Origin of the sequence: Mycobacterium sp. 1164985.4 (assembly GCF_001668575.1) — a bacterium.
In the GTDB taxonomy this organism is placed as follows: domain Bacteria; phylum Actinomycetota; class Actinomycetes; order Mycobacteriales; family Mycobacteriaceae; genus Mycobacterium.
The window spans coordinates 50,676-76,055 of record NZ_LZMD01000057.1; the positions used below are offsets into that span (position 1 = coordinate 50,676).

At 67.4% G+C, this 25,380-nt stretch carries 25 protein-coding genes; 17 read left to right on the forward strand and 8 right to left on the reverse strand.

Going from position 1 to position 25,380, the window contains the following annotated elements; all coding sequences use genetic code 11:
* Nucleotides 1–9 precede the first annotated feature (9 nt).
* From A5650_RS09465 to A5650_RS09480, 4 genes are read left to right on the forward strand one after another with little or no spacing between them, the layout of a single operon-like run.
* On the forward strand, nucleotides 10–846 hold the full coding sequence (locus A5650_RS09465) for a mycofactocin-coupled SDR family oxidoreductase (RefSeq protein ID WP_067289516.1): 837 nt from the start codon (nucleotides 10–12) through the stop codon (nucleotides 844–846).
* Complete coding sequence (locus A5650_RS09470; RefSeq protein ID WP_067289757.1) at nucleotides 846–2,060, forward strand: CaiB/BaiF CoA transferase family protein; 1,215 nt, start codon at nucleotides 846–848, stop codon at nucleotides 2,058–2,060. Before A5650_RS09465 ends, A5650_RS09470 begins: the two co-directional genes overlap by 1 nt.
* The gene (locus A5650_RS09475; RefSeq protein WP_067289519.1) at nucleotides 2,057–2,470 is read left to right on the forward strand and encodes a Zn-ribbon domain-containing OB-fold protein; all 414 of its coding nucleotides are present in this window, start codon (nucleotides 2,057–2,059) and stop codon (nucleotides 2,468–2,470) included. The genes A5650_RS09470 and A5650_RS09475 overlap by 4 nt, the downstream gene beginning before the upstream one ends.
* Nucleotides 2,467–3,645 (forward strand): thiolase family protein, encoded by a 1,179-nt coding sequence (locus A5650_RS09480; protein WP_067289522.1) that lies wholly within the window; start codon nucleotides 2,467–2,469, stop codon nucleotides 3,643–3,645. Before A5650_RS09475 ends, A5650_RS09480 begins: the two co-directional genes overlap by 4 nt.
* A gap of 1 nt (nucleotide 3,646) precedes the next feature.
* Here A5650_RS09480 and A5650_RS09485 read toward each other — a convergent pair whose 3' ends face one another.
* From A5650_RS09485 to A5650_RS09510, 6 genes are read right to left on the reverse strand one after another with little or no spacing between them, the layout of a single operon-like run.
* Nucleotides 3,647–5,173, reverse strand: a complete 1,527-nt coding sequence (locus A5650_RS09485) for an MCE family protein (RefSeq protein ID WP_067289525.1) — start codon at nucleotides 5,171–5,173, stop codon at nucleotides 3,647–3,649.
* Complete coding sequence (locus A5650_RS09490; protein ID WP_156744064.1) at nucleotides 5,173–6,432, reverse strand: MCE family protein; 1,260 nt, start codon at nucleotides 6,430–6,432, stop codon at nucleotides 5,173–5,175. The genes A5650_RS09485 and A5650_RS09490 overlap by 1 nt, the downstream gene beginning before the upstream one ends.
* Nucleotides 6,429–7,769 carry an MCE family protein gene (locus A5650_RS09495; protein WP_082950693.1) on the reverse strand — a complete coding sequence of 447 codons (1,341 nt, stop codon included), beginning with the start codon at nucleotides 7,767–7,769 and terminating at the stop codon, nucleotides 6,429–6,431. Before A5650_RS09495 ends, A5650_RS09490 begins: the two co-directional genes overlap by 4 nt.
* Entirely contained in the window at nucleotides 7,766–8,821 is a 1,056-nt protein-coding gene (locus A5650_RS09500) for an MCE family protein (RefSeq protein WP_067289532.1), read from the reverse strand. The genes A5650_RS09495 and A5650_RS09500 overlap by 4 nt, the downstream gene beginning before the upstream one ends.
* Nucleotides 8,814–9,842 (reverse strand): MCE family protein, encoded by a 1,029-nt coding sequence (locus tag A5650_RS09505; protein WP_067289536.1) that lies wholly within the window; start codon nucleotides 9,840–9,842, stop codon nucleotides 8,814–8,816. Before A5650_RS09505 ends, A5650_RS09500 begins: the two co-directional genes overlap by 8 nt.
* A complete protein-coding gene (locus tag A5650_RS09510) occupies nucleotides 9,839–11,110 on the reverse strand; it encodes an MCE family protein (protein ID WP_082950689.1) in 1,272 nt (423 codons plus the stop codon). The genes A5650_RS09505 and A5650_RS09510 overlap by 4 nt, the downstream gene beginning before the upstream one ends.
* A 198-nt stretch (nucleotides 11,111–11,308) precedes the next feature.
* Here A5650_RS09510 and A5650_RS09515 point away from each other — a divergent pair, with 198 nt between their 5' ends.
* From A5650_RS09515 to A5650_RS09560, 10 genes are read left to right on the forward strand one after another with little or no spacing between them, the layout of a single operon-like run.
* The gene (locus tag A5650_RS09515; protein WP_067289543.1) at nucleotides 11,309–12,778 is read left to right on the forward strand and encodes an aldehyde dehydrogenase family protein; all 1,470 of its coding nucleotides are present in this window, start codon (nucleotides 11,309–11,311) and stop codon (nucleotides 12,776–12,778) included.
* A complete protein-coding gene (locus A5650_RS09520; RefSeq protein WP_067289547.1) occupies nucleotides 12,775–13,998 on the forward strand; it encodes an amidohydrolase family protein in 1,224 nt (407 codons plus the stop codon). Before A5650_RS09515 ends, A5650_RS09520 begins: the two co-directional genes overlap by 4 nt.
* Before the next feature lie 4 nt (nucleotides 13,999–14,002).
* The gene (locus A5650_RS09525) at nucleotides 14,003–14,782 is read left to right on the forward strand and encodes an SDR family NAD(P)-dependent oxidoreductase (protein ID WP_067289551.1); all 780 of its coding nucleotides are present in this window, start codon (nucleotides 14,003–14,005) and stop codon (nucleotides 14,780–14,782) included.
* The gene (locus A5650_RS09530; protein WP_067289554.1) at nucleotides 14,779–16,059 is read left to right on the forward strand and encodes a cytochrome P450; all 1,281 of its coding nucleotides are present in this window, start codon (nucleotides 14,779–14,781) and stop codon (nucleotides 16,057–16,059) included. Before A5650_RS09525 ends, A5650_RS09530 begins: the two co-directional genes overlap by 4 nt.
* A 7-nt stretch (nucleotides 16,060–16,066) precedes the next feature.
* On the forward strand, nucleotides 16,067–16,501 hold the full coding sequence (locus A5650_RS09535) for a nitroreductase family deazaflavin-dependent oxidoreductase (protein WP_067289559.1): 435 nt from the start codon (nucleotides 16,067–16,069) through the stop codon (nucleotides 16,499–16,501).
* Nucleotides 16,502–16,560: 59 nt separating this feature from the next.
* The gene (locus A5650_RS09540; protein WP_067289761.1) at nucleotides 16,561–17,187 is read left to right on the forward strand and encodes a TetR/AcrR family transcriptional regulator; all 627 of its coding nucleotides are present in this window, start codon (nucleotides 16,561–16,563) and stop codon (nucleotides 17,185–17,187) included.
* A complete protein-coding gene (locus A5650_RS09545; protein ID WP_067289576.1) occupies nucleotides 17,184–18,476 on the forward strand; it encodes a cytochrome P450 in 1,293 nt (430 codons plus the stop codon). Before A5650_RS09540 ends, A5650_RS09545 begins: the two co-directional genes overlap by 4 nt.
* Nucleotides 18,476–18,985: an Rv2253/PknI dimerization domain-containing protein gene (locus A5650_RS09550; RefSeq protein ID WP_067289578.1), complete on the forward strand. Its 510-nt coding sequence runs from the start codon at nucleotides 18,476–18,478 to the stop codon at nucleotides 18,983–18,985. The genes A5650_RS09545 and A5650_RS09550 overlap by 1 nt, the downstream gene beginning before the upstream one ends.
* A gap of 22 nt (nucleotides 18,986–19,007) precedes the next feature.
* Nucleotides 19,008–19,409, forward strand: coding sequence for a cupin domain-containing protein (locus A5650_RS09555; RefSeq protein WP_082950690.1), 402 nt, complete (start codon nucleotides 19,008–19,010; stop codon nucleotides 19,407–19,409).
* A gap of 48 nt (nucleotides 19,410–19,457) precedes the next feature.
* Nucleotides 19,458–20,066 (forward strand): TetR/AcrR family transcriptional regulator, encoded by a 609-nt coding sequence (locus A5650_RS09560; RefSeq protein WP_067289765.1) that lies wholly within the window; start codon nucleotides 19,458–19,460, stop codon nucleotides 20,064–20,066.
* Between the two features lie 9 nt (nucleotides 20,067–20,075).
* On the opposite strand, the gene A5650_RS09565 is transcribed toward A5650_RS09560, so the two are convergent.
* A complete protein-coding gene (locus A5650_RS09565) occupies nucleotides 20,076–20,582 on the reverse strand; it encodes a DUF2505 domain-containing protein (protein WP_067289582.1) in 507 nt (168 codons plus the stop codon).
* A 26-nt stretch (nucleotides 20,583–20,608) separates the two neighbouring features.
* On the opposite strand from A5650_RS09565, the gene A5650_RS09570 reads away from it, so the two are divergent.
* Both A5650_RS09570 and A5650_RS09575 read left to right on the forward strand, forming a co-directional pair.
* The gene (locus A5650_RS09570) at nucleotides 20,609–21,664 is read left to right on the forward strand and encodes a UDP-N-acetylmuramate dehydrogenase (RefSeq protein ID WP_067289585.1); all 1,056 of its coding nucleotides are present in this window, start codon (nucleotides 20,609–20,611) and stop codon (nucleotides 21,662–21,664) included.
* A gap of 15 nt (nucleotides 21,665–21,679) precedes the next feature.
* Nucleotides 21,680–22,981: a L,D-transpeptidase gene (locus tag A5650_RS09575; RefSeq protein ID WP_067289588.1), complete on the forward strand. Its 1,302-nt coding sequence runs from the start codon at nucleotides 21,680–21,682 to the stop codon at nucleotides 22,979–22,981.
* Nucleotides 22,982–23,053: 72 nt separating this feature from the next.
* On the opposite strand, the gene A5650_RS09580 is transcribed toward A5650_RS09575, so the two are convergent.
* A complete protein-coding gene (locus A5650_RS09580; protein ID WP_067289591.1) occupies nucleotides 23,054–23,812 on the reverse strand; it encodes an SDR family oxidoreductase in 759 nt (252 codons plus the stop codon).
* Nucleotides 23,813–24,003: 191 nt separating this feature from the next.
* On the opposite strand from A5650_RS09580, the gene A5650_RS09585 reads away from it, so the two are divergent.
* Nucleotides 24,004–25,347, forward strand: a complete 1,344-nt coding sequence (locus A5650_RS09585; protein WP_067289593.1) for an ROK family protein — start codon at nucleotides 24,004–24,006, stop codon at nucleotides 25,345–25,347.
* Nucleotides 25,348–25,380 lie beyond the last annotated feature (33 nt).

Sequence of the window (25,380 nt, forward strand, 5' to 3'; positions counted from 1 at the left end):
GAGGCTTCGATGACGGGACGAGTTGCGGGCAAGGTGGCGTTCGTCACCGGCGCCGCCCGCGGCCAGGGCCGCAGTCACGCGGTCCGGCTGGCCGAAGAAGGGGCCGACATCATCGCGGTCGACATCTGCCGGCACATCGATAACACCCCCGAACCGGGATCGTCACCCGACGATCTTGCCGAGACCGCCGACATGATCAAGGCGCTGGACCGTCGGGTGGTCACCGCCGAGGTCGACGTCTGTGACTTCGACGCGCTGAGATCCGCCGTCGACGGCGGCGTGGAGCAACTCGGCCGGCTCGACATCGTGATCGCGAACGCCGGCATCGGCACCCCCGGTGCGATGCTCGACGACATGGACGAGCCGCGCTGGCAGCAGACCATCGACGTCAACCTGACAGGCGTGTGGAAGTCGGTCAAGGCCGGTGTGCCGCACATCAAGGCGGGCGGCCGGGGCGGGTCGGTGATCCTGACGAGCTCGGTAGGCGGCCTGAAGGCCTACCCGCATGTCGGTCACTACGTCACCGCCAAACACGGTGTCGTCGGGCTCATGCGGACGTTCGCGGTCGAACTGGGGCAGTTCAACATCCGGGTGAACTCGGTGCACCCCACCCATGTCGGCACGGAGATGCTGTTGAACGAGTCGACGTTCCGGGCGTTTCGACCCGATCTCGAGAACCCCGGCGCCGACGACATCAAGCCGATCTGCCAGATGTTCCACATGCTGCCCATCCCGTGGGTGGAGGCGACCGACATCAGCAATGCGGTGCTGTTCCTGGCCTCCGACGAGTCGCGGTACATCACCGGCGTCCCACTTCCCATCGATGCCGGCAGCTGCCTGAAGTGATCGATGCCGAGGGCGCGTTCGACGGCGTTCGCGTCGTCGAACTCGCGCAGTGGGTGTTCGTGCCGGTCGCCGGTGCGCTGCTGGCCGACTGGGGTGCCGACGTGGTGCGGGTGGAACGCCTCGACGGCGACCCCTACCGTGGGCTGGCCACGCAGGGCATCGGAACGGATCGGGGTGGCGTCAATCTGTCGATGGCGCTGGCCAATCGGGGTAAGCGTTCGATCGCGATGGACCTGCGTAAACCCGAGGGCATCAAGGTGCTCGACGATCTGCTCGCGTCGGCCGACGTGCTTTTGACCAGCCTGCGTCCCGGTGCGCTGGAACGGTTGGGCCTCGGCGCCGACTCCGTTCGCGAGCGTCACCCTCACCTGGTGTACGCCCGCGGGCACGGGTTCGGGGTCCGCGGCCCCGACGCCGACCAACCCGGTTACGACAGTTCGGCATTCTGGGCCCGCGGCGGTGTCGGTCACATGCTCACCCCCGCCGAGCGGGACTACCCGATCAGCCAGCGCGGGGCGATGGGGGATCGCAACGGTGCGATGGCGCTGGGGTTCGGCATCGCGGCCGCGCTGCTGAAACGGTCCCGCACCGGGACGGGTTCGGTGGTGGACGTCTCGCTGCTGGCCACCGCCATGTGGATGCTGTCGTCAGATCTGCTGGCGGCCCTCAACGGCGGGGAGGCACAACCGGTTCGGGGGCGTGGACCGCAGGTGAACCCGTTGACCGCAACGTACCGGACCAAGGACGACAGGCACATCCAGCTGATGTTTTTGCAGGGCGACCGGTACTGGGGCGACTTTTGCCGCGCGGTCGGCCGGCCCGACCTGGGCGAGGATGCAAGGTTCTCCGACCTCGCGGCTCGGCGCGCGAATGCCGCGGCGTGCATCGCCGAGCTCGACGCGCTGTTCGCCGAACGGACGCTCGACGAGTGGAAGGCGGTGCTGGCGACGCTGGACGCGCCGTGGTCACCGATCCAGACCATTCACGAGGTCGTCGACGATCCTCAGGTCGCCGCGAACTCCTACGTCGGCGACGTGGTCATCGACGACGATGTCGCATATCGGTTGCCCACGGTGCCAGTGCAATTCGATGAACAGCCGCCGAAGCTGCGCCGTGCGCCCGAGCACGGTGAACACACCGAGGCGGTGCTGCTGGAGCTGGGATACGACTGGGACCGTATCACCGGTCTGGCCGAGGCGGGCGTCATCCCGTGACCGCGCAGCGTCCGGTGCCGGTGCCCGATGACACCTCTGCTCCGTACTGGGCCGCCGCGGCCCGGCATGTCCTCACGGTCGCACGGTGCACGGTGTGCGGAGTCCTCGCGCTGCCGCCGGACGTTCTGTGCACGGCGTGCGGCAGCACCGACCCGCGCTTCGAATTCACCCCGGTGAGCGGCCGGGGAGTGGTGCGATCGTGGACCGTTGTGCGCCAATCCTTTCTGCCGGGCTTCGAGGTGCCGTTCGTCCTCGTCGACGTCGAACTCGAAGAACAGCCCGACCTGCGGCTGATCGGGCGACTGCTCGGTACCGACGGGTCCGAACTGCACATCGGCGCACGGGTGGTGGTGGCGTTCGAGGACGTGAACGCGGACATCGCCGTACCCGCGTTCGAGTTGGCACCGTGAGCCGCGACCGCGTCGCGATCGCGGGCTATGCGCACAGCGCAATCGAGCGCCGAGCGGCGCGTCCGCTCGGGGCGCTCGCGGTCGATACCGCGCGCGCCGCAATCGCCGACGCCGGCCTGACCGTGGACCTGGTCGACGGTTACGTCGGCTCGAGCATGTTACCCAGTGCGGGCGGGCATCAACCGGTGGACGGCGTCAGCATCGTTTCGCCGATGTGGTTGGCGCGCAGCCTCGGAGCCACACCGCGGTACGTCGCGGGCTTCGACGGCATCGGTCAGGTCAGCGGCTCGGTGGGCATGGCGGTCAACGCGCTGAAGAGCGGGGCGGCCGACTACGTCATCGTGCACCGCGCCCTGCACAACCCGGCGGGCAGTTATCACGGCAGCGCGATGCGCGAGGCTCGCGGTGCGCAGCAGTGGACGGCGCCACAGGGGTTCTTCGGCCCGCTGGCGATGATCGCTTTTCCGTACAACGAGTACCTGCAGCGGTTCGGCGCACGCCGCGAGTCGATGGCCGCCGTGGTGACCGAAGCCCGGAAGAACGGCGCGCGGCTGCGATGGTCCTACTGGCACGGCCGGCCGCTGACGGCGGAGCAGTACCTCGCCGAACCCCCACTCGTGGACCCGGTCTGCCGGCTCGACTGCGACATACCGGTCGACGGCGTCGCCGCGTTCGTGTTGACGACGGCGGATCGCGCGGCCGACTCGCCGAACCGCCCGGTGTATGTGGCGGGTTTCGCGAACAGTGTCGGCGGCCTGCGGCGGCTGCCGCTTCATTGGCCGCTCGACGACATCCTCGACGGTGGTTTCGACACAGCCCAACGGCTGTGGCGACAAACGGGATTGACGATCGGGGATGTCGACCTGCCCCAGGTGTACGACGGCTTCTCGCCGTTCGTGTGGTTCTGGCTGGAAGTGCTGGGCATCTGTCCGGTCGGGGAGGCACACCGGTTCGTCGAAAGCGGCGGGATCGACAGCGACCGACCCGGCGCCGTACCCGCGCTGTCGGGCGGCGGTGCGCTGGGCAACGGACGCATGCACGGTGTGCCGCAGATGCTCGAGTGCTACCTGCAGCTGTCGGGACGCGCGGGCGAGCGGCAGCGTGACGCGTCGATCGGCTTGGCATGCCAGGCCTCTCCGCATTTCGGTGGCGTGGTGGCGTACTCGTCGCACTAGCTCACCGGGGTAGCAGGTCCTGCCACGACGACGCCGCACCGGTCGCGCTCAGGTCGGTCTGCTGATAGACCTGCCCATCGGCGCCGATGTACCGCCCCGTCCTCGGGTCGTACCTGGCCGTCGCCGCGGCGACACCGTGAGGTGCGTCGTCGGGCAGCGCATTCGGTGTGGCCGCCGGTGGTGGTGGCGGCCCGGGCGGAGGCGCAACGGGGACGGGCGGAGGAAGCGGTGTTCCCTGCACCGGGGCGAATATCCGCTCGTCGGCGTCCACCCGTGAGTCGGGTGCCACCCCCTGAGCGATCAAGTTGGGGTCGAAGGGGCTGGGCCCCAGCACGTGCTGGCGCATCGCGGTGGGCTCGAAGGGCCGGTCGCTGTTGCAGATCTCGACGGTGGGGGCACGTTTGCCCGGGTTCGACATGCACGGATTGTTCCGAACGCCGCGCACCGCGATCGGGGAGTCCTGCGGCAGTTTGCAGTACAGGTTGTCCGGTGTGTCGATCACGGTCTCGTCATCGGGCGATCGCCATTCCGACGGCGGGAGAAAGCCGACCGTACAGGGGGGCGGGTCGCCGTTCATCAGCGAGAAGCCGCCGTAGGACAGCCCGAGGGGGTTGTTGAGCTGTGAGAGCGATCCGAAACCCGCGACATACGGCGGCAGCAGCACCAGCAGTTGGCGCAGTGACGGGTTATAGGTCACGCCCACTTCGCCGACGGTGGTGAGGTTGGCCAACAGCACTGGCAGGGTCGGCTTGACCTGCTCGAGCAGCTGGGTGACCTCCTCGGCCATGCCGGGTCCGGCGCCCAGCACCGTGCGGAATTCCGCGTCGTTGTCGACCATCTGCCCCGTGACGGCGGCGAGGCTGTGCGTCCAGACCCGTAGCGCGTCGGTGCTTTTCGCCTGCGCCTCGATGAACGGTTCGCTGTCATCGATCAGTGTTCGGGTGCGTTCCGCGGTGGCATTGCTTTCGGCGGCGATCCGGGAGCCGGAGTCCATCAGCGAGCCGAGGTCGTAGCCGGCGTCGTCGAAGGCCCGATACGACTCGTCGAGCAACTCGGTCAACGCCTGTTTCGGCACGCTCTTCACCAGCGCGCTCAACTCGTCGAGCACGGGCCCCACCCGCAGCGGAATCGTGGTGTCGGACTTCGCGATCACTGAGCCGTCGCGAAGAAAGGGCGGCCCGTCTGAGCGGGGTTCGAGGTCGACGTACTGCTCGCCGACGGCCGACACGCTCCGGACGTTCGCCTGCACATCGGCGGGGATCTTGGGCGAAGACTGCAGCGACAGCGTCGCGGTGGCCCCGTTCACGGTGGGCGAGACATTGGTGACCTTGCCGATTTGTACGCCGCGATAGGTTACGTTGCCGAACCGGTACAGCCCACCGGTGCCCGGCAGGTCCACGGTGACGGTGATGTGGCCGATACCGAACCACGTCGGCACCCGCAGGTAGCCGAAAACCATTGCAGTCATGGCGACCACCGACGCGATCGTGAAGACGATCAGCTGTGTTCGCACGGCCCTGGTCAGCATCAGCCGCCACCACCCGGAAACGGGCCGGCGAAGATGGACGATCCGGGTGCCGGCGCGTCGTCGAACGGAGGCGGTGTGACCGGGAGCAAGGGAGGCGGCGCCTCGGCCCGCATGGGCACCACAGCGGGGGGAGCGTCCGAATCCTCCGGCGGTGCAGGCGCGTTCAGGCCCGAGATCAGGGGGTCGTAGGTGTAGTTCAGATGCACCGGGTCGCCCGGCGCCGGAACCAGTGCGATGTTCGGATCACCCCACCGCGTTCCGAGGAACAGCGACCGCTTGAGCCGGGGCACAGTCAGGTCCATCGTCGCGAAGATGTTGATGTAGTCCCCGCGGATTGCGCGGTCGACGAAGTTCTGCGTGAAAGGGAAGATCGGTAGGTAGGCGATGACCGGTCCAATCTGGCCGACGTCGGCGAGCGCCTTCAACGTCGGATCGAGGTTGGACAGGTTGCGCACGAGATCGTCGCCTGCCGTGTTCACGACATACGTTGCGGTATCGCTGAATTCACCGAGCTTGCGCAAGGCGGTGACGAGCTGGTCGCGATCCTCCAATAGCACGTCCATGGCGGGTGGAACCGTGCGCAGCGCCTCGGTGATGTCGCCCTCCTGGGCGGCCAGCGTCGCGGTGAACCGGTCGAGCTCGGTGATCGACGTGTTGAACCGGTCCCGCTGCGCGTCGACCGTGCCCACGACGGTGTCCAGGCGAGTGATCAGATCGTGAACGTCACCCTCGCGACCGGACAGTGCCGTCGCTGCGCTGTGAACGAAGTCGCCGAGCTGCCCGAGCCCGCCACCGTTGACCACCACGGACAGCGACGACAGCGTCTGCTCGGCAGAGGGATACGTCGATGAGCGGTTCAACCCGATCGTCGAACCCGGCGCCAACCGGCCGGTCGGGGCTTCATCCGGTGGCGGGTCGAGCGCGACGTGCATCGAACCGAGCAGGCTGGTCTGCCCGATCGTGGCCACCGCGTTCCCGGGCACGACGACATCCGGGCGGACGCGAACCTCGACGTCGGCGACCCAGTCGTGCACATCGAGCTTGCCGACACTGCCCACCACCACGTCGTCCAGCATGACCGGTGAATTCGATTCCAACGTACCGATGTTCGCGAACCGGGCGTGGTAGACCGCACCGCCGGACCCGCTGGCCACCGCACCGGGCAGCGGCAGCGAATTCACCCCCTCGAACCCGCACGACGTGGCGGTCACCACGACGCAGACAGCGGCCGCCGCGCGGCGCAACCGTCGCGCGATCACGGGGCACCCCCGTCGACCGTCGGCGGCGCTTCGGCGGGCATCAGGACGTCGTGCAGCGACGGAGCAGGGCCTGGCGGAGCGGAGTAATTCGGCGCCGAGCCAGGTAACCCCGAATAGGCCGACACCGCCGGCGGCTGCTCGGGCGCGGCGGGGACACCTCCGGCGCCGCCCGGTGCCAGCGCAGGATCGGTGTAGGACAGTTTGTCGGGGGTGACGGCCGGCATCAGGAACGGGTTCAACGGCGGTTGAGGTAGCGAGTTGAAGTTGAGGAGCCGCAGCGCGGGCCCGAGATATTTGGCGCACACCTCGGCCGTCTCGGGAGCGGTGATGTTGGCGAGGCCACCGATCGCTCCGCAGATGAAGGCGACGGGATTGGAGAAGTTGCTGAACACGAATGTGCCGAGCGCGCCTGGCACGTTCGGGTTGAGGATGTTGTAGGAGTTCGCGAATGCCGTCGGCGCCACATGCAGGATGTTCTCCACATCGAGGCGATGATCCGCCAACACCTGCGTCACGTTGGCCAGCCGCTGAACCTGTTCGGCTGTCTTGTCCCTGGTGCCCGCCACGAACCGCTGCACCTCACCAACCGCGACCGCGAGTTCCGATAGGGCGGCATCGAGATCGTTTCTGCTGTCGTCCAATACGGCCGAAAAAGTCGCCAGGCGGTCCTGGAACAGCACGAGGTCGTCGCCGCTGTCGCGCAGCGCGGTAACGAACACCTGTAAGTTCTCGATCGTAGCGACGATGTCGCCGCTGCCATCGCTCAAGATGCGGGCCAGCTGGGACAGCTGCGCGAAGGTCTGGCGCAACTTCTCTCCGTTGCCGTCCATGGCGGCGGCGGTGGACTCGATGAACCGGCCCATCGACGTCGTCGACATGGCGCTGTCCGGTCCGAGTTCGGTTGCCAGGCGGGACAACTGATCCTTCACCTCGTCCCATTCCACCGGCACGGCAGTCCGGTCCTGCGGGATCACGCCACCGTCGTCCATGCGCGCCTCACCGGGGCGATACAGCGGGGCCAGTTGCACGTAGCGCGCGGCGACCAGGTTCTGCGCGACGATGACGGCCTTGGCGTCGGCGGGCACACGGATGCCGTGATCGACCTCCATGACCACTTCGGCATCGTTGGCGCGCGGGGTGATGGCACGGATCGTGCCGACCTTCACCCCGGCGATGCGTACGTCGTCGCCGGGATAGAGGCTCGTCGCCGAGGAGAAGTACGCGGTGATCCGCTGTGCCGGGAAATACATCTGGCGCATCAACACCACCGCGCCCGCGACCAGGACGGCGACGAGCACGGCCAATAGCAACCGCTTTGCAATGGGCCTCACCGTCAACCCCCCGGTATTCCGTTGCGCGGCCACGGAAACAGGGCCCGGGGCATGTTCGGGTCATTCGCGCGGAAACCGAACGCGTAGTCGAAGAACGGCTGAAGGAACTGCGGCGGGATCAGATTCGGCACGAACGCGCTGTAGTACGCGCCGCTCGCTACGGACTCGCTGGTGGTGATCTCGAACTTCTTCAACCCCGGCAGCGCCTTCGACAGGTTGTCGCGGTTCTTCTCGAGCATCGCGGTCACGGAGTTCAGCCTGTCCAGTGTCGGGGCGAGTTCGGCCTCGTTGTCCTGGACCAGGCCGGTGAGGTGCCGAGCCACGGCCGCTACGTTGGCCAGCAATTCGCTGATGGCGTGCCTGCGCTCGACAAGCACTGCCAGCAGATCGTTGGCGTTGAGAATCAACGTGTTGACCTGCTCACTGCGCCGGGCGAGCACGTGAGACACCGACGCGGCGTTCTCGAGCAGTGTGTTGAGCCGCTCGCTCCGACTGTTCAACGACCGCGACAGCCGTGTCAGACCGTCGAATGTCGGGCCAAGCCGCGGCGCGACCTGGTCGAGGGTCGCCGACAGCAGGTCGAGCGACTGGTTGAGCGCGGTCGTGTCGGTCGCGGCGACGTTGGTCGTCAGGTCGTTGACGGCTTCGTTCAGCGAGTAGGGCGATCCCGTTCGAGACTGCGGTATGACGTCGCCCACCCGCATCGCGCCGGAGCCCGCCGGTTCCACGGTCAGCACGCGTTCGCCGAGCAGCGAGCCGGTCCTGATGTGAGCCGTGGTCTGATCACCCAGGCGTACTGTGTCTTTGACCGTGAACGTGACCACCGCGCCGCGCTCGCCCAGCGCGACGTCGGTCACACTGCCCACCCGGACCCCCGAGACCTTGACGTCGTTACCGGCACTGAGTCCGCCCGCTTCGGCGAATTCGGCGCGGTAGGTCAGCGCGGTGGCCCAGGCGATCAGCCGTTCGGGCTGTAGCCCGACGGCGATGACGAGCACGATGAGGACCACTCCGATGAATCCGGCTCGAGTCAGGTCGGCGGCGCGGTATCTAAGCATCGGGCTCGGCGCACCTTCCGTACCGTTGCTTCACCCACGGGAAGACCGCGGTCCTTCCCTGAAGATCGGTGACCCGAATCGTGATGCCGCACAGGTAGTAGTTCACGAAGCTGCCGTACGAGCCGACCCGCGCCAGCTTGCGGTAGTTCTCCGGAGCGCGTTGCAGAGCGACGTCGATCTGCCCCTTGCCCTCGTCGAGTTGCGGCGCAAGGCGATTCAGCTGGTCAACGGTCGCGGCGAGCGGCGGACGGGCGCCGGACAGTAACTGCGCGACGGAGGCCGTCCCGGTGCTGAGCGAGTCGATCGCGGTGCCGATCGTGACGCGGTCGGCGGCCAGTTCCGTCGCCAACCGTTCGAAGCGGTCGAGGGCGCCGGAGAATCGTTCGCCTTCCCTGCCCAGTGTGGCCAGCACGGAGTCGAGGTTGTCGATCAGCTGCTCAAGCGCTGCGTTGTTGTCGGCCAATGTGTTCGAGAACGACGACGTCCTGTTCAGCAGAGAGTCCAGCGTGTCGCCCTGCCCCTGAAAGATCTGGAGCAACGCACCGGTGAGCTGGTTGACGTCGGTGGGGTTCAACCCTCGGATCACGGGTTTGAGCCCGCCCAGCAACAGGTCGAGATCAAGGGCCGGCTCGGTGCGCTCGACGGGAATCTGTGCACCCGTAGGTATCACGCGTGTCGAGCCCGGGCCGTCGACGAGCTCGAGGTACCGGTCCCCGACGAGGTTGAGATAACGGACCGCCGCCCTGGTTCCGGTGGTCAGCACGACGTCGTCGTCGGCGTCGAACGACACCACCACGGTGTTGTCAGGGCGCAGCGCCACGTCGTGCACGGTGCCCACCCGCACACCGGCCACTCGCACCGAATCGCCGGGTTCGATGCTGGAGGCATCGCCGAAAACAGCGGAGTAGCCCCTCGTCGACCCGCCACGGAATTCGCCGAAGACGAGGAAGAGGCTCGCGGTCAACGCCGACATGACAGTCACGAACACACCGAACTTGACCGCGGTGCGCGCCGCGCTCATCCGGGCTGTCCGTACTGCGCGGTGTTGCGCGGCGGTCCGTCGATGGGCCCGAACAGCCATTGCTTGAGTCCGTCGGAGTTGAGCAGGAGGCCCTGGTTGCCGTAGCGCGCGGGATTGGTCCCCACGTCGGCGATCACCTTGGCGGGGAATTCGTTGTAGTGCAGGGGCAATTGGCCTTGACACTGCGGGCCGCCGGTAGCGGCGACCTTCGGGAGGTCCTGGGGGTAGCGGTAGCGCTCGATGCCCAGCACCAGGGCGCCGATGTCGTTGACGCCGGGTACGGGGGCCGGCGGCTTGGCGACGAAGTTCTTCAGAATTCCGGTGAGCGAGCAGTTGAGCGCTTCGTGGTACTCGTTGGTGAGGTCGGTGGTCGGGACCATCAAACGCAAGAGATCGGCCAACGAATCTCGGTTTCCGCCGATGACCTCGTTGCCCGCATCGGCCAATCCGATGGCCGACACCATAAAGCGGTCCAGATCGGACCGTTCGTCGACGAGCGTGCGACTGATCGCGCTGGCGTGCCGGAAGATCGTCATCAGGTCCGGGGCCGCGTCGGCGTAGCCCATCGCCACCTCGGGCAGAATCTGCAGCTCGCGGTCCAATTGGGGCAGGCTCGGTTCGATCTTGGCCAGAAATGCGTTGAAGTCCGACAGCGACTGGCCGAATGTTTCACCGCGGCCGCTGAACGCCGTCGACATTGCTCCCAGCGTCTCGTTCAGCTTCACCGGATCGATGTGAGAGAGCACGGAATTCAATTCCGTGAAGATCGTGTTGGGCTCCACGGTCACGTGCTCGGAGTCGAGCACCTGCCCGGCCCGAAGGGTCACGCCGGACGGCTCTGCGGGCGGAAGGAACTCCACCGATTTCGCACCGAAGACGGTGTTGGCGCCGATCTCGACGCGGGTGTTGTCCGGGATGAGGCCGAGGCGCGCCGGTTCGATCGCCAACGTGAGTCTGGCCCGACCGTCCCGCGTCTGATCGACGGCGGCGACGGTGCCGATCTGTGCGCCGTTCAGCTTGACCTTGGCGCCGCGATCCATGAGCAGACCGGCGCGGTCGGTCATGACGGTGATCGGCGCCGACGGCGTGAAGCGTCCGTTGAACATCGCGACGGCGACGGCGATCACGGCGACGATCGCGATGAGGGCGAGCAGCCCGACGACCGGACGGCGGTAACTCCTGGCCCCGAAATCGCGACCGGGAGCCGCGGCCACCGGGCGTGAATCAGTCGCCGCACTCCACGGCGCGCGCCTCAGATTCGGGCGCATCCGAGCAAAGTGCCGGCGGTGATCAACGATGACCCCCTAAGATGTGACCGAAATCTCATACTCGCAGTGACGAGAAGAGTACACAGCGAAAATCAGAAGATCAACATGCTTTGGTCAAGCTATTTACTATTGTTCCGACGAGAGTTACGTTCTACTACGACGTGCACAGTCTAGTGACAGCGGCTGAGGGAGGGCGACGTGCCGATTCTCGACGAGCACCGCACCTTCGTTGCGGGGCGCTGGGTGACCGGTCAGGACGTCATCGCCGTGGAGAACCCCGCCGACGAAAGCCATGTCCACAACCTGACCGCCACACCGCTCAGCGAGGTCGAACGGGCGATCGCCGAGGCTCGGCGCAGCTTCGATGCCGGGGTCTGGGCAGACCAACCCGTCGCCGAGCGGGCCCGCACACTGCACGCGTTCATCGACCACATCGAGGCCAACGCCGACACGGTCGTCCCGACCCTGGTGGCCGAAGCCGGCCAGCCGACGCGCTTCGCCGACATGACCCAGATGCGGTCCGGCGTGGCGGTCGCCCGCCAGACCATCGACCTCTACACGTCGATGTCGCACGAGGAGCCGAGCCCCGTTCCGGTCGACGACCTCGTCCGCGGCCGCGTGGCGCTGAGCATCCGCCGACATGAGCCCATCGGTGTGGTCACCGCGATCACGCCCTATAACGCCGCGCTCATCATGGGGTTCCAGAAACTCATTCCGTCGCTGATGGCCGGCAACTCGGTCATCCTGCGACCCAGCCCGCTCACCCCGATCTCATCGCTGATCTTCGCCAAGGCCGCCGAGGCGGTCGGCCTGCCGAACGGGGTGCTCAGCGTCGTCGCCGAAACCGGCACCGCCGCAGCAGAACTGCTCACCAGCCATCCCGCGGTCGACATGGTGTCGTTCACTGGTTCCACGCTCGCGGGCCGCAGAATCCTGGCCCAGGCGGCGCCGACGGTCAAGCGCGTATCCCTGGAGCTCGGCGGCAAATCGGCGCAGATCTACCTGCCCGACGCCGTCGACCGGGTCGCAATCGGGGCGGCCATGGTCGTGATGAGCACCGCAGGGCAGGCGTGCGTCGCCGCGACCCGCATGCTGGTCCCCGAGGAGCAGCGGGCGCAGGTGCTCGAGGCGGTGGGCGCGGCGTACCGCAATATCAAGGTCGGGCCGCCCGGTTCGGCGGACGCCACGATGGGGCCGGTCATCAGTGCGGCACAACGTGATCGGTGCGAACGCCTCGTGGGTGCCGCCGAGGAGAACGGCGGAAAGGTGGTCTGCGGCGGAGGTCGCCCCGCCGGCCTCGACCGTGGCTACTACTTCGAGCCGACAGTGCTCGACCTGCCGGACAACGCCAATCCCGCCGCGCAGGAGGAGATCTTCGGGCCGGTCATCGCGGTGCTGGGCTACCGCGATATCGATCACGCGGTCGAGATCGCCAACGATACGATCTACGGCCTGTCCGGTCAGGTGTACAGCGCGGATGTGAGCGCGGCTGTGGGCGTCGCGCGCAGGCTGCGCACCGGCGCGGTCAACGTGAACACCACGGTGTTCTCGGCGTACGCGCCCAGCGGCGGATACAAGCAGAGCGGCCTGGGTCGAGAACGCGGCCCCGACGGTATCCGCGAGTTCCAAGAAGTCAAACACATGTCGATAGGGGAGCTTTCACGATGAGCGCGAACGGGAACGGGTCCGGCACCTACGATCTCAACTGGCTGATCTCGGTCGACGACCACATCCTCGAGCCACCGAACCTGTGGGTCGACCGGGTCGCCGCCAAGGACCGCGACCGAGCACCGCACATGGAACCCGACGACAACGGGGTGGACATGTGGGTCTACGACGGCAAGCGCTACCCGAACTCGGGCCTGTCCGCCGTGGTCGGCAAGTCCAAGGAGGAGTTCAGCCCGGAGCCGTTGTCGTACTCGGAGATGCGGCCCGGTTGCTATGACGCCAAGGCCCGCGTCGAGGATATGGACCGCTCGGGTGTCCTTGCCTCGCTGTGCTTTCCGACGATCACACGGTTCTGCGGCCAGCTGTTCATGGAGGCCAGCGACCGCGAGTTCGGCTTCGAATGTCTGCAGCACTACAACGACTGGCTGGTCGAGGAATGGTGTGCGGCTGCCCCGGGACGCTACATCCCCCTCATGCTGATCCCGATGTGGGATCCGAAGCTCGCGGCCAAGGAGATGGAGCGCATGGCCGCGCGGGGGGTGACGTCGTTCGCGTTCTCGGAGAATCCGGAACCGCTGGGGCTGCCGACGATTCACGACCCCAGCGGTTACTGGGAGCCGGTGATGGCGGCGGCCAACGAGACCGGGATGGTCGCCAGCATGCACGTCGGGTCGTCATCGCAACTGCCGAAGATCTGCAAGGACGCGCCGTTCATGGCCAACCTCACCTGGGGTGCCTCCCGAACGTCGGGGACCATGCTCTCCTGGTTGTTCAGCGGCTTGTTCCAGCGCTACCCCAACCTGAAGATCGCGCTCTCCGAGGGCGAGATGGGGTGGATGCCGTACTTCCTCGAACGCGCGGAGCAGGTGCTCGACAAACAGCGGTACTGGGTCAAGCGCGGAACGAAGTTCATGGGGCATGCGGGCAATGATGCCGATCTCGACACCCTCGACATCCGGGAGACCTTCCGCAACCACATCTTCGGTTGCATCATCGAGGATCGGCACGCCATCAAGAGCCTCGACGAACTCGGCGAGGACAACATCATGTGCGAGACCGACTATCCACACTCGGATTCGACATGGCCGAACTGCATCGACGTCGCCCGCGACACGATGAAGGACCTGTCAGAAGAGGTCCAGTACAAGCTGCTCCGCGGGAACGCCGAACGGCTGTACCGCTTCACCCCCGCGGAACCTCCGGTCCTTGCGGGCGTGTGACGTCGTGAGGCTGGACGGCAAGAGCGCCATCGTCACCGGTGCCGGTTCCGGGGTGGGGCGGGCGTCGGCGGCGCTGTTCGCGCGGGAGGGGGCACACGTCGTCGTCGCCGACATCGACCTCGAACGCGCCAAGGAGACGGTGAACGAGATCGAGGCGGGGGGTGGCACCGGCGTCCCCGTCGGCGTCGATGTCTCGGACGAAGATCAGGTGCGTCAGATGATCACCACCGCCGTCGACTGGTTCGGCCGCCTCGACATCCTGTTCAACAACGTCGGAATTCCCACCCCGCGGCTCGGCATGTCCTTCGAGGACCACACCCTCGAGGACTTCAACCGGCTGGTCGCGGTGAACCTGGGCGGGGTGTTCCTGGGTTGTAAACACGCAGTGGTGCAGTTCAAAAAGCAGGGCGACGGCGGGGTCATCCTTAACACGGGCTCGGTGGCCGGCCTTGTCGCCTGGGGCGGCACGGTCTACGGTGCGACGAAAGGCGGTGTGCTGCAGCTGACCCGGGCGGTGGCCGTCGAGGCGGCGCCCTTCGGGATCCGGGTCAACGCCATCTGTCCCGCGGCCATGCCGCTCACCGGTTTCATGGCCGCCGGGGGTCTGCAGGTCGACGAACAACAGCAGGCGCAGATCGCGGAAAAGGTTGGCGCACAGCATCCGCTGGGCCGTGCGATCACCGCCGAGGACTGCGCCGAGGCCGCGCTCTACCTGGTTTCGGACGCGTCGCGCAACATCACCGGGGTCGCGCTGCCGGTCGATGGGGGGTACGTCGCGCGATGACGACCTCGGAGCTTGACTCGGCGGCCCGGCCGCCGGCGCTCGACCGGGAACGCCTGCGGGAACTGTTCGACCTTCGCAGCTCGTACAACGAGTTGAGCGGCGGTGCGTATCAGGACGATCCGTATCCCATCTGGCACCGATTGCGCGAACAAGGCCCGGTATTGCCGGGTGTCCTGCACGAACTGACCGGATGCACCGGACCGATGTACTTCCACGGTCTGCCGTATGCGGACCGGCCGCACTTCACACTGTTCGACTACGAGAGCGGCTTTGCGGCACACCGCGATCCGGAGGTCTTCGCCTCATCGCCGGAGCCCGTCGACCTCGACAACGGACCGCTGGCCATCACCAACAGCATGCTGTCGATGGACGGGGCGGAGCACCGCCGGTACCGTGCCCTGGTCCAGCCGTCATTTCTGTCGTCCAATGGCAAATGGTGGATCGACAACTGGATCGCCTCCACCGTCGACCTGCTCATCGACGGATTCGCCGCCGACGGTCGTGCGGAGCTCAATGTGGACTTCTGCGCGGCGATTCCGATCCTCACGATCACCGGCAGCTTCGGTCTCCCCGTCGAGCAGGCGTTGGAGGTTCGGGCGGCGCTCGCGCACGAACCACAGCGGGTCGTCGACCTGATCCGGCCGGTGATCGCCGCCAGACGCGAACAACCCGAGGACGACCTCATCAGCGTTCTCGTGGACGCGCAGATCACCGACGAGGACGGCAACACCACCCGGCTGACCGAGCGCGAGATCGACTCGTTCGTCCTGCTGCTGCTCGGGGCGGGGTCGGGCACCACCTGGAAGCAGATGGGTACGACGCTGACCGCGTTGCTCCAACGGGCCGAGATGCTCGACGCCGTGCGGCAGGACCGTTCCCTGCTGCGTCCGGCGATCGAGGAGTCGGTGCGGTGGATGCCCACCGATCCGATGTTCTCCCGCTGGGTCACCCGCGACACCGAACTCGGCGGCGTCGACATCCCGGCCGGCTCAGTGGTGCACATCAACATCGGTGCGGCCAACCGTGATCCGCAGCGGTGGGACAACCCGGACGACTACGACATCCACCGGCCGCTGCGACCGAACCTGGGCTTCGGGCAGGGCGCCCACATCTGCCTCGGCATGCACCTCGCTCGGGCGGAGATGGCCGTCGCCATCTCGGCGCTGCTCGACCGGTTACCGAACCTACGCCTCGATCCCGATGCCGAACCGCCCCGTTTCGTCGGTCTCTACGAACGAGGGACCACCGCGATCCCCGTGCTCTTCGACCCCTCCTGAGGACACCATGAGCGAAACCGACTACACCGCACCCGATCTGACTTTGGTGGGTGCCGAGCATGTGGCCGCTTACCGCGAGACCGGAGGCGAGGTCGGATACCTCTGGAATGGCGTCCCGACGCTCCTGTTGACGGTGACGGGTCGGTGCAGCGGCCGGCCGCTGACGTCGGCACTGATCTTCGGTCGCAGCGGCGACGACTATCTGGTGGTCGCATCGATGGGCGGAGCCCCCGTGCACCCGCAGTGGTACCGCAATCTGGAGGTGAATCCCGACGCCGAGATCCAGGTGCGCGATCGTCGGATCGCCGTGACCGCGCGCACGGCCACGCCGGACGAGAAGCCCCGGCTGTGGCGGGTCATGACCGAGGTGTGGCCGAATTACGATGCCTATCAATCGCGTACCGAACGCGATATTCCCGTCGTGGTGTTGACCCCGAGATGAGCACGCCGGACGTTCCCGCGGTGACGTGGGTCGAACGCGCCGTGGAGCGCTCGGCCGCGGTGCAGCGCTCGCGGCTGCGCATCGCCAAGCAGGTGCGGCAGATGCTCGACGCGGCGCGCAGGCTGATCGCCACCAAGGGCGACGAGTTCACCACACAGGAACTTGTGGCCGAGGCAGGCGTCGCATTGCAGACGTTCTACCGCTACTTCGGCAGCAAGGACGAACTGCTACTCGCTGTGATCGGTGATGCGATGACCGAGGCGTGCGAGCGATGGACCGCAGCGGCCGAGGAGTTGTCCGACCCGCTGGCGCGGTTACGGTTCTACCTGACCGCGACGCTCGAGCGCCTCAACGGCGACAGCCGCAATGCCGCTATGGCACGGTTCGTGGTGTCGACGCGGTGGCGACTGCATCGGCAGTTCTCCGACGAACTGGCCGAAGCGGAGAAGCCGTTCGTCGACCTGCTGCGCCGCGCGGTCTCTGACGCGGTGGTCGCCGGTCAGCTCAATCCTCCCGATCCCGAATGGGATTCGTGGTTCCTCGGCGAACTCGTCCGATCGGTTTACCACTACTACGCATTCGTCGAGCACGAGGGCGCCGAACTCGAAATCGCCAAACAACGGTTGTGGCAATTCAGCTTGGCGGCGCTCGGCGGTGCCGTCCGCGCAGAGAAAGGTGAGCAGTGACAGATACCGGGATCGAGGCCGAAACGGACTTCGACGCCATCGACTTCTTCACCAGCCCGACGTTCGTTCCGGACCCGCACCCGTACTTCGATCACCTGCGCAGCAAGGGCCCGGTGGTTCGGGAACCGCATCACGGCGTGGTCGCCGTGACGGGCTACCTCGACACCCTCGAGGTGTTCAAGGAAGCGACGCTGTGGTCGAACTGCGTCGCGGTGGGCGGGCCGTTTCCGCCGCTGCCGTTCACGCCGGAGGGCGACGACATCCGTGCGCAGATCGACGCACACCGCACCCAGATGCCGCTGTACGAACACATGGTGGCGATGGACCCGCCCAACCACACCCGGGCGCGGTCACTGTTGAGTCGGCTGCTGACGCCGAGCAGACTCAAAGCCAACCAGGACTTCCTCTGGGGGCTGGCCGACGATCAGCTCGACGAGTTCGTCGAGAGCGGTGAATGCGAGTTCCTGACCGCCTACTCGAAGCCATTCTCGCTGTTGGCGATAGCAGACCTGCTCGGCGTCCCACGCGAGGATCACAAGGAGTTCCGCGACGCCCTCGCCAATCCGCACCTGATGGGCAACATCGAGGGCGAAGGCGCCGCGATCAACCCCCTGGAGTTCCTCGACGAGAAGTTCAGCGCGTACATCGAAGAGCGGCGCGCCCATCCGCGCGACGACGTGCTCAGCGAATTGGCCAACGCCACCTACCCCGATGGATCTCAACCAGCGGTGACCGATGTGGTGCGCACCGCGAGTTTCCTGTTCGGGGCGGGCCAGGAGACCACCGCCAAACTGCTCGGCGCGGCGCTGAAGATCCTGTGCGAACGGCCGGAACTGCAGCAGGCGCTGCGCGCCGACCCGGCTCTGGTGCCGACGTTCATCGAAGAGACGCTGCGCATGGAGAGCCCGGTGAAAACCGAGTTCCGCCTTGCGGTGCGTACGACCGAGCTTGCGGGTGTGACGATTCCCGCAGGCACCACCGTGATGATCTCGGCGGCTGCGGCCAACCGCGACCCCGACCGGTTCGAATGTCCGCACGAATTTCGGCTCGACCGCAAGAACGTCCGGGAGCAGATCGCGTTCGCCCGCGGCGTGCACTCTTGCCCCGGCGCACCGCTCGCGCGAGTGGAGGGGCGAGTCTCGCTGGAGCGGATCCTGGCCCGCATGAAGGACATTCGTGTCGACGAGCGGTTCCACGGGTCAGACGAGGAGCCCGAGTTCACCTACGAGCCGACGTACATTCTGCGCGGGCTCACCCGACTGCACCTGCGGTTCACCCCTGCCGGCTGATGCGTACGGTCGGTGCGGCGCTGGTGGTCACCGCGATCGTCGCGGTGACCATGCCTGCCCTCGCTCCGTGCGCCCACGCCGCCGACGCCGCGCTCAACGGCCGCTACCTGGCGACGTCGAACGGGGACTGGGCGACGACCAACGACGTCTACCGCGATCTGCCGAGTGTGCGGACCACGTGGACGATCGCGATGACCTGTACCGACGATGTCAACTGCAGCGGAACGGTTTCCAGCGATGCCGGCTGGGCCGCCGACATCATCACCACCAACGGCGAGTACATCGTCAAAAGGGAGCTGCCGAATTGGCAGCACTGCGCGGACGGCACCGGACGGACGGTGACGGGGCATCAGAGCTACCGCTTTTTTCCGGTCGACGACGACGGATTCCTGCTCCCGGGATCTGCCGTGTTCGCCGGGTTCGACAAGACGTCGGGGGAGAGCGGCGCCTGCAGCCTCAACGAGATGACCGAGATCGAGTTGCCGTTCCGGCTCGAGAAACTGGGCTGACGTTACGACAAGGAGGATGCCCATGCCGGTGAGCAGGCTCGACGAACTACCGGTCGGCGGCGACGGCCGATGGCCGTTGTGCGGCAGCGGGTTCCGCTCCGCTCAGTGGGGCGATATGGAGGTCGGGTACACGACCACCGGGATCGGCGACCACACCGCGCTGTACCAAGGGCTGCCCGGAGGGGTGTGCCCCTGCCCGCACTATGGCTACGTCTTCAAGGGTCGCATCCGGTGCCGGTTCCCGGGAAGCGACCGGTCCGACGAAGTCGCCGCCACCGGCGAGGCGTACTTCTTTCCCGCCGGCCACGTCCTGATCTACGAAGAGGAGACCGAGGCCCTCGAACTCAACCCGGCCGCGGCGCTGCAGACGCTGATGGACCACATCGAATCGGTGGCGCGGCGCCACGTCGAGCCGAGGCGATAGCATCGTCCGGTGTCCTGGGTGGAGCGTGCCGTCGAGCGGTCGGCGGCGGTGCAGCGCTCGCGCGAGCGGATCGCCCAGCAGGTCCGCCAGATGCTCGACGCCGCCAGGGCGCTGATCGGCGCCAAGGGCGACGACTTCACCACCCAGGAGCTCGCCGCGGAGGCCGGCGTCGCGTTGCAGACGTTCTACCGCTACTTCGCCAGCAAGGACGAGCTGATCCTCGCGGTGATCGGCGACGCGATGACCGAGGCCGTCGAGCGCTGGAGGGCGGCCGCCGAGGAGCTCCCCGACCCTCTGGCACGGCTGCGGTACTTCATCACCTCGACGCTGGAGCGCCTCGACGGCGACACCCACGATGCCGCGATGTCGCGGTTCGTCGTATCCACCCGGTGGCGCCTGCATCGCCAGTTCCCCAAGGAGCTCGCCGAGGCAGAGAAGCCGTTCGTCGATCTCGTGCGCGCTGAGGTCAGCGCCGCGAGGGAGGCCGGTCTGCTCAATCCCGCAGACCCCGAGTGGGATTCGTGGTTGATGACCGAACTCGTCCGATCCGTCTACCACTACTACGCGTTCGCCGACCACGCCGAAGGCGAACTCGACACCGTCAAGGAGCAGCTGTGGCGGTTCTGCGTCACCGCGCTCGGCGGTACAACCGAATGACCCTGAGTATCAGGCGTTCTCGGTGATCCACTGCGTGGTGAAGCGTTGTTCGGCGATCAGCAGGTCGACCAGTTGCCCGCCGATGAAGTTCTCGATCTTGCCGCCCACCAAGGGAACTCGTACCTCGACCTCGACGGTGAACTCCAACCGCGAACCGCTGCCCGCAGGCGACAGCACCGCGGTGCCCGTCAGGTTCGCAGGAGCACCGGGGATGGACCCCTTGACCGTCGCGGTGGCCTTCCCGTCGAGCACCGGGGTCCACGTCTCTTCACGCACGAAGCTCAGGTCCCCGCGGTGGAACTGGGTCACCACACCCGGCAGCCGATCGGCGCGCAGCGTCTGCGTGGTGACCACGTCGATGCCGCCCTGCTCGTCGAGGACCATCGAATCCAGCGAGTACATATCGGCGCCGGAATCGGTGAGCCGCGCGAGCCAATAGCGCTCGTCGCCGAACGCCCGGTGAACCTGCTCGACGGTGCCCCCGTATTCGGCGGCCATGTCGAATGAGCGCGGCATAGCTGGTCAGGCTACCGTTACCGCCCGTGGTCGGTTCGCAACTAGGGGGTGCCTCCGTCGAGGAGCGGGTTCCGCTCGCGCCGTTGACGACGCTGCGGATCGGACCCGTGGCACGCCGGCTGATCACCTGCGACACCACCCAGAAGGTCATCGACGTGGTTCGCGAGATGGGTCCCGACGCCGACGCTCTGGTTCTCGCGGGCGGCTCCAACGTCGTGTTGTCCGACGCGCTGACCGACCTGTCGGTCATCCATCTCGCCAATACCGAGATCACCGTCGATGGCGACGTGCTGCGCGCCGAGGCCGGAGCGGTATGGGACGACGTCGTGGTCACCTCGCTGGCGCACGGCCTTGGCGGCCTCGAATGCCTGTCGGGCATCCCCGGCTCCGCGGGCGCCACGCCGGTGCAGAACGTCGGCGCATACGGCGCCGAGGTGGCCGACACCATCCGGCGGGTGCGGCTGTTGGACCGTCGTACCGGAGACGACCGCTGGGTTGCGCCCGAGGCCCTGGGGTTCGGCTACCGCACCAGCGTCCTCAAACACGCGCACGACGCGATCGTGCTCGAGGTCGAGTTCGCATTGGACCCCGGAGGACGCAGCGCGCCGCTGCGCTATCGCGAGCTGGCCACCGCGTTGGGCGCCGAACAGGGCACCCGCGCCGATCCGCTCGAGGTTCGCGACGTGGTGCTGGCCCTGCGGTCGAGCAAGGGCATGGTGCTCGACGCGGACGACCACGACACCTGGAGCGTGGGCTCGTTCTTCACCAACCCTGTGGTTCCCGCCGCGGAATTCGACCGGCTGCGCGCCTCCTTCGACGGGCCAGTGCCCAACTATCCGGCGCCCGACGGCGTCAAACTCGCTGCGGGCTGGCTGGTCGAACAGGCCGGCTTCGGCAAGGGCTACCCGGGCGACGGCGCCGCCGTCCGGCTGTCGACCAAGCACGCCCTGGCGCTGACCAACCGCGGCGCGGCCACCACCGCCGACGTGCTCGCGCTGGCCAGGGCGGTACGTGACGGAGTTCGAACGAAATTCGGGATCGACCTCACACCCGAGCCGGTCCTGGTCGGGTGCTCGGTGTAGGTACCCTCGGTTCACGTGAGTACTCCCGAACCCCAACCGCCGGGGTTCAATCGGCGGCGCGCCCTGGCCGCACTGGCGGTCGGTGTCGTCGCGCCGGGTGTGCTGGCCGCGTGCACGTCGAAAAACGACGGCTCGCCTGCGGCGCAATCCGATGAAGCGCCCGACGCCCCTTCGTTGAAGTTCACGCCCGACAACGACGCCTCCGACGTCGCGCCGACCGACCGTGTCGGGGTTCAGGTCGTCGACGGCTGGTTCCAGCGCGTGACGCTGACCAACTCCAGCGGCAAGGCCGTCGCCGGTTCGCTCAACCGCGACCGCACGGAGTTCACGATCACCGAACCGCTCGGCTACGGCGTCGAGTACACGTGGAAGGGTTCGGCCGTCGGCCGCGACGGTAAGGCGGTGCCGGTCGAAGGCTCGTTCTCCACCGTCGACCCGAGCACCCAGGTGAACGGCAGCTTTCAGCTCGCCGACGGCCAGGTCGTCGGGGTGGCGGCCCCGATCATCATCCAGTTCGACGCGTCGATCAGCGACAAGGCCGCGGTCGAGAAGGCGCTCAAGGTCACGACCGATCCACAGGTGGAGGGCAGCTGGGCGTGGCTGCCCGACGAGGTCGGTGGCTCACGGGTGCACTACCGCACTCGCGAGTACTACCCGCCGGGCACCAAGGTCAGCGTCGACGCGAAGCTCTACGGCGTGCCGTTCGGTGACGGGGCGTACGGCGCGCAGGACATCTCGTTGCACATCGAGATCGGCCGTCGCCAGGTGGTCAAGGCCGAGGCGTCGTCGCACCGCATTCAGGTGCTCGACGGTGCCGGCGCGGTGTTCATGGACTTCCCCTGCAGTTACGGCGAGGGCGACGTGGACCGCAACGTCACCCGCAGCGGCATCCACGTCGTGACCGAGAAGTATGAAGACTTCTACATGACCAATCCCGCGGCGGGCTACGCCAACATCCGGGAGCGGTTCGCTGTCCGGATCTCCAACAACGGCGAGTTCATCCACGCCAACCCGGCCAGTTCCGGGGCGCAGGGCAACAGCAACGTCACCAACGGCTGCATCAACCTGTCGACCGAGGACGCTCAGCAGTACTTCAATACCGCGATGTACGGCGATCCCGTCGAGGTCACCGGTACGCGCATCCAGCTTTCCTACGCCGACGGCGACATCTGGGACTGGGCCGTGCCGTGGGACGAGTGGAAGGCGATGTCGGCGCTGTCGGACGCGAACGCGCCGGACATCCCGAGCACCGCGCCCGCGACGCCGTCCGGCGCACCGGAGCCGGTGAACGGCCGCCCGCCCCGCCCCGGCCGCTAGTGTGCGCTCCGATCGGGAAACCGGCCCAGCGGCCACCGAATCGCGATCTGGATGCACACCAGACGGCGAAGCTCAGGTGCGGCGGTTGAAACGTGAGCCGCTGGCCCCGCTGACCTGATCGCGCGGCCGAACCACGATCAGGTCGAGGTCGACGTGCGACGGCCGGCTCGCGACGAACCCGATGATCTCGGCGATGTCCTCGGCCACCAGCGGAGTGACGCCCTCGTAGACCTTGGCGGCGCGTTCCTCATCGCCCTCGAACCGGTTCAGCGAGAAGTCGGTCTTCACCATGCCGGGCGCTACTTCGGTGAGCCGCACCGGTTTTCCGATCAGCTCGCTGCGCAGCGTGCGGTGCAACACGCCCTGCGCGTGCTTGGCGGAGGTGTACCCGCCGCCGTTGTCGTAGATCTCCACCGCCGCGATCGACGTGACGGTCACGATCAGCCCGTCCCCGGACGCGATCAGCTTCGGCAGCAGCGCCCGGGTGACCAGCAGCGTGCCGAGCACGTTGGCCTCCCACATCCAGCGCCAGTGCTCGACATCGGCCTCGGCGACCGGGTCCAGCCCGCGGGCCCCGCCGGCGTTGTTGACCAGCACGTCGACCCGGTCCACGGCCGCTGCCAGCGCCGATACCGCCTCTTGCGATGTGACGTCCGCCACAATTGCGGTACCGCCGATCTCCTCCGCGAGGGCCGTGATGGGCGCTTCCCGGCGGGCCACGCAGACGACGTGAAAGCCTTGTGCGGCAAGGGTTCTCGCGGTCGCTTCACCGATCCCTGCGCTGGCGCCGGTGACCACCGCGACACGACCGTCGGCCTGGAAAGTCGTCATCTGCCCAACCTTAGTTGGCGTGCTAAGTTCACCTCGTGTTGTCCAGTCAGGCCTCTATGCGGCGTGCGTGTTGTTGTTGTCGCACGCCTCGCCGCGCCTGACTGTTTCGTAGACGACATCGCTGTCCTGCTGAATCGCCGGGTGTGGCTCGAAGACCCCCCGCAGGCCGATTTTCCTCGAAGGACAAGCAGATGCGCACTTCCGTCACCACCGCCCTCCCCGCCAAGAGCCCTGTGCGCAGCGCCCAGCACGCGAAGCGCACGCTGTCGCCCGCGACGCCGCGGTTCCCGCAGGCCCGCACGCGGATCGTCGCGCCGTCGCTGAAGGTTGCCGACGCCGCCGCCGCCTCGGTGTTCAGCGCCGCCCGGCTGCGCGGACCCATCGCCCGTGACGTGATCGCCCAGGTCACCGGCCTGAGCATCGCGACCGTCAACCGCCAGGTCACCGCGCTGCTCGAGGCCGGTGTGCTGCGGGAGCGCGCCGACCTCGCGGTCTCCGGCGCGATCGGCAGACCTCGGGTGCCTGTCGAGGTGAACCACGAGCCGTTCCTCACGCTCGGCATCCACATCGGCGCGAAGACCACCAGCATCGTCGCCACCGACCTGTTCGGCCGAACCCTCGACGTGGTGGAGACACCGACCCCGCGGGGCACGCAGGCCCCGGCGCTGGCCTCGCTGGCCGCCAGTGCTCGCCGCTACCTGGGCCGCTGGCATCGTCGACGCCCGCTGTGGGTTGGAATCGCCGCCGGCGGTGTCGTCGACAGCGCGACCGGTTACCTCGACCACCCGCGGCTGGGATGGATGGACGCGCCGGTCGGACCCGTGCTCGCCGAAGCGCTCGGACTGCCGGTGTCGGTCGCCTCGCACGTCGACGCGATGGCGGGCGCCGAACTCCTGCTCGGGGTGCGCAGGCCGCCGTCGTGGCCGGACGCGCTGCTGGCTCCCGCCGGCACGAGCCTGTACGTCTACGCCCGCGAGACCGTCGGCTACGCGCTGTCGATCGGCGGCCGGGTGCACTCACCGAGCAGCGGCCCCGGCACCATCGCGGGGCTGCCCGCCCACTCCGAATTGCTGGGCGGCACCGGACAATTGGAGTCCGCTGTCAGTGACGAGGCCGTGCTGACCGCCGCCCGCAAGGCGCGCATCATCGCGAGCGAGGGTCCGGGTTCGACCATGCAGGCACTGCTCAAGACGGCGCGTCAGGGCAACGGACCGGCGCAGGAACTGCTCGCCGAGCGCGCTCGCGTGCTTGGGGAGGCGGTCGCACTGCTGCGCGACATGCTCAACCCCGATGATCTGGTGGTCGGGGGTCAGGCCTTCACCGAGTACCCGGAGGGCATGGCCGCCGTCGAGGCCGCGTTCGCACAGCGTTCGGTGATGCCCGCCCGCGAGATCCGGCTCACCGCCTTCGGCAACCGCGTGCAGGAGGCCGGTGCCGGCGTGGTGTCGCTCGGCGGGTTGTACGCCGACCCGATCGGCGCCATGCGGCGCGCTCAGCCGCGCAGGCCCGACGCCAGGCCCGAAGTCCCTGCCTGAGGGGTCCTTTCCGCCGACGGTGTAGACATGTCT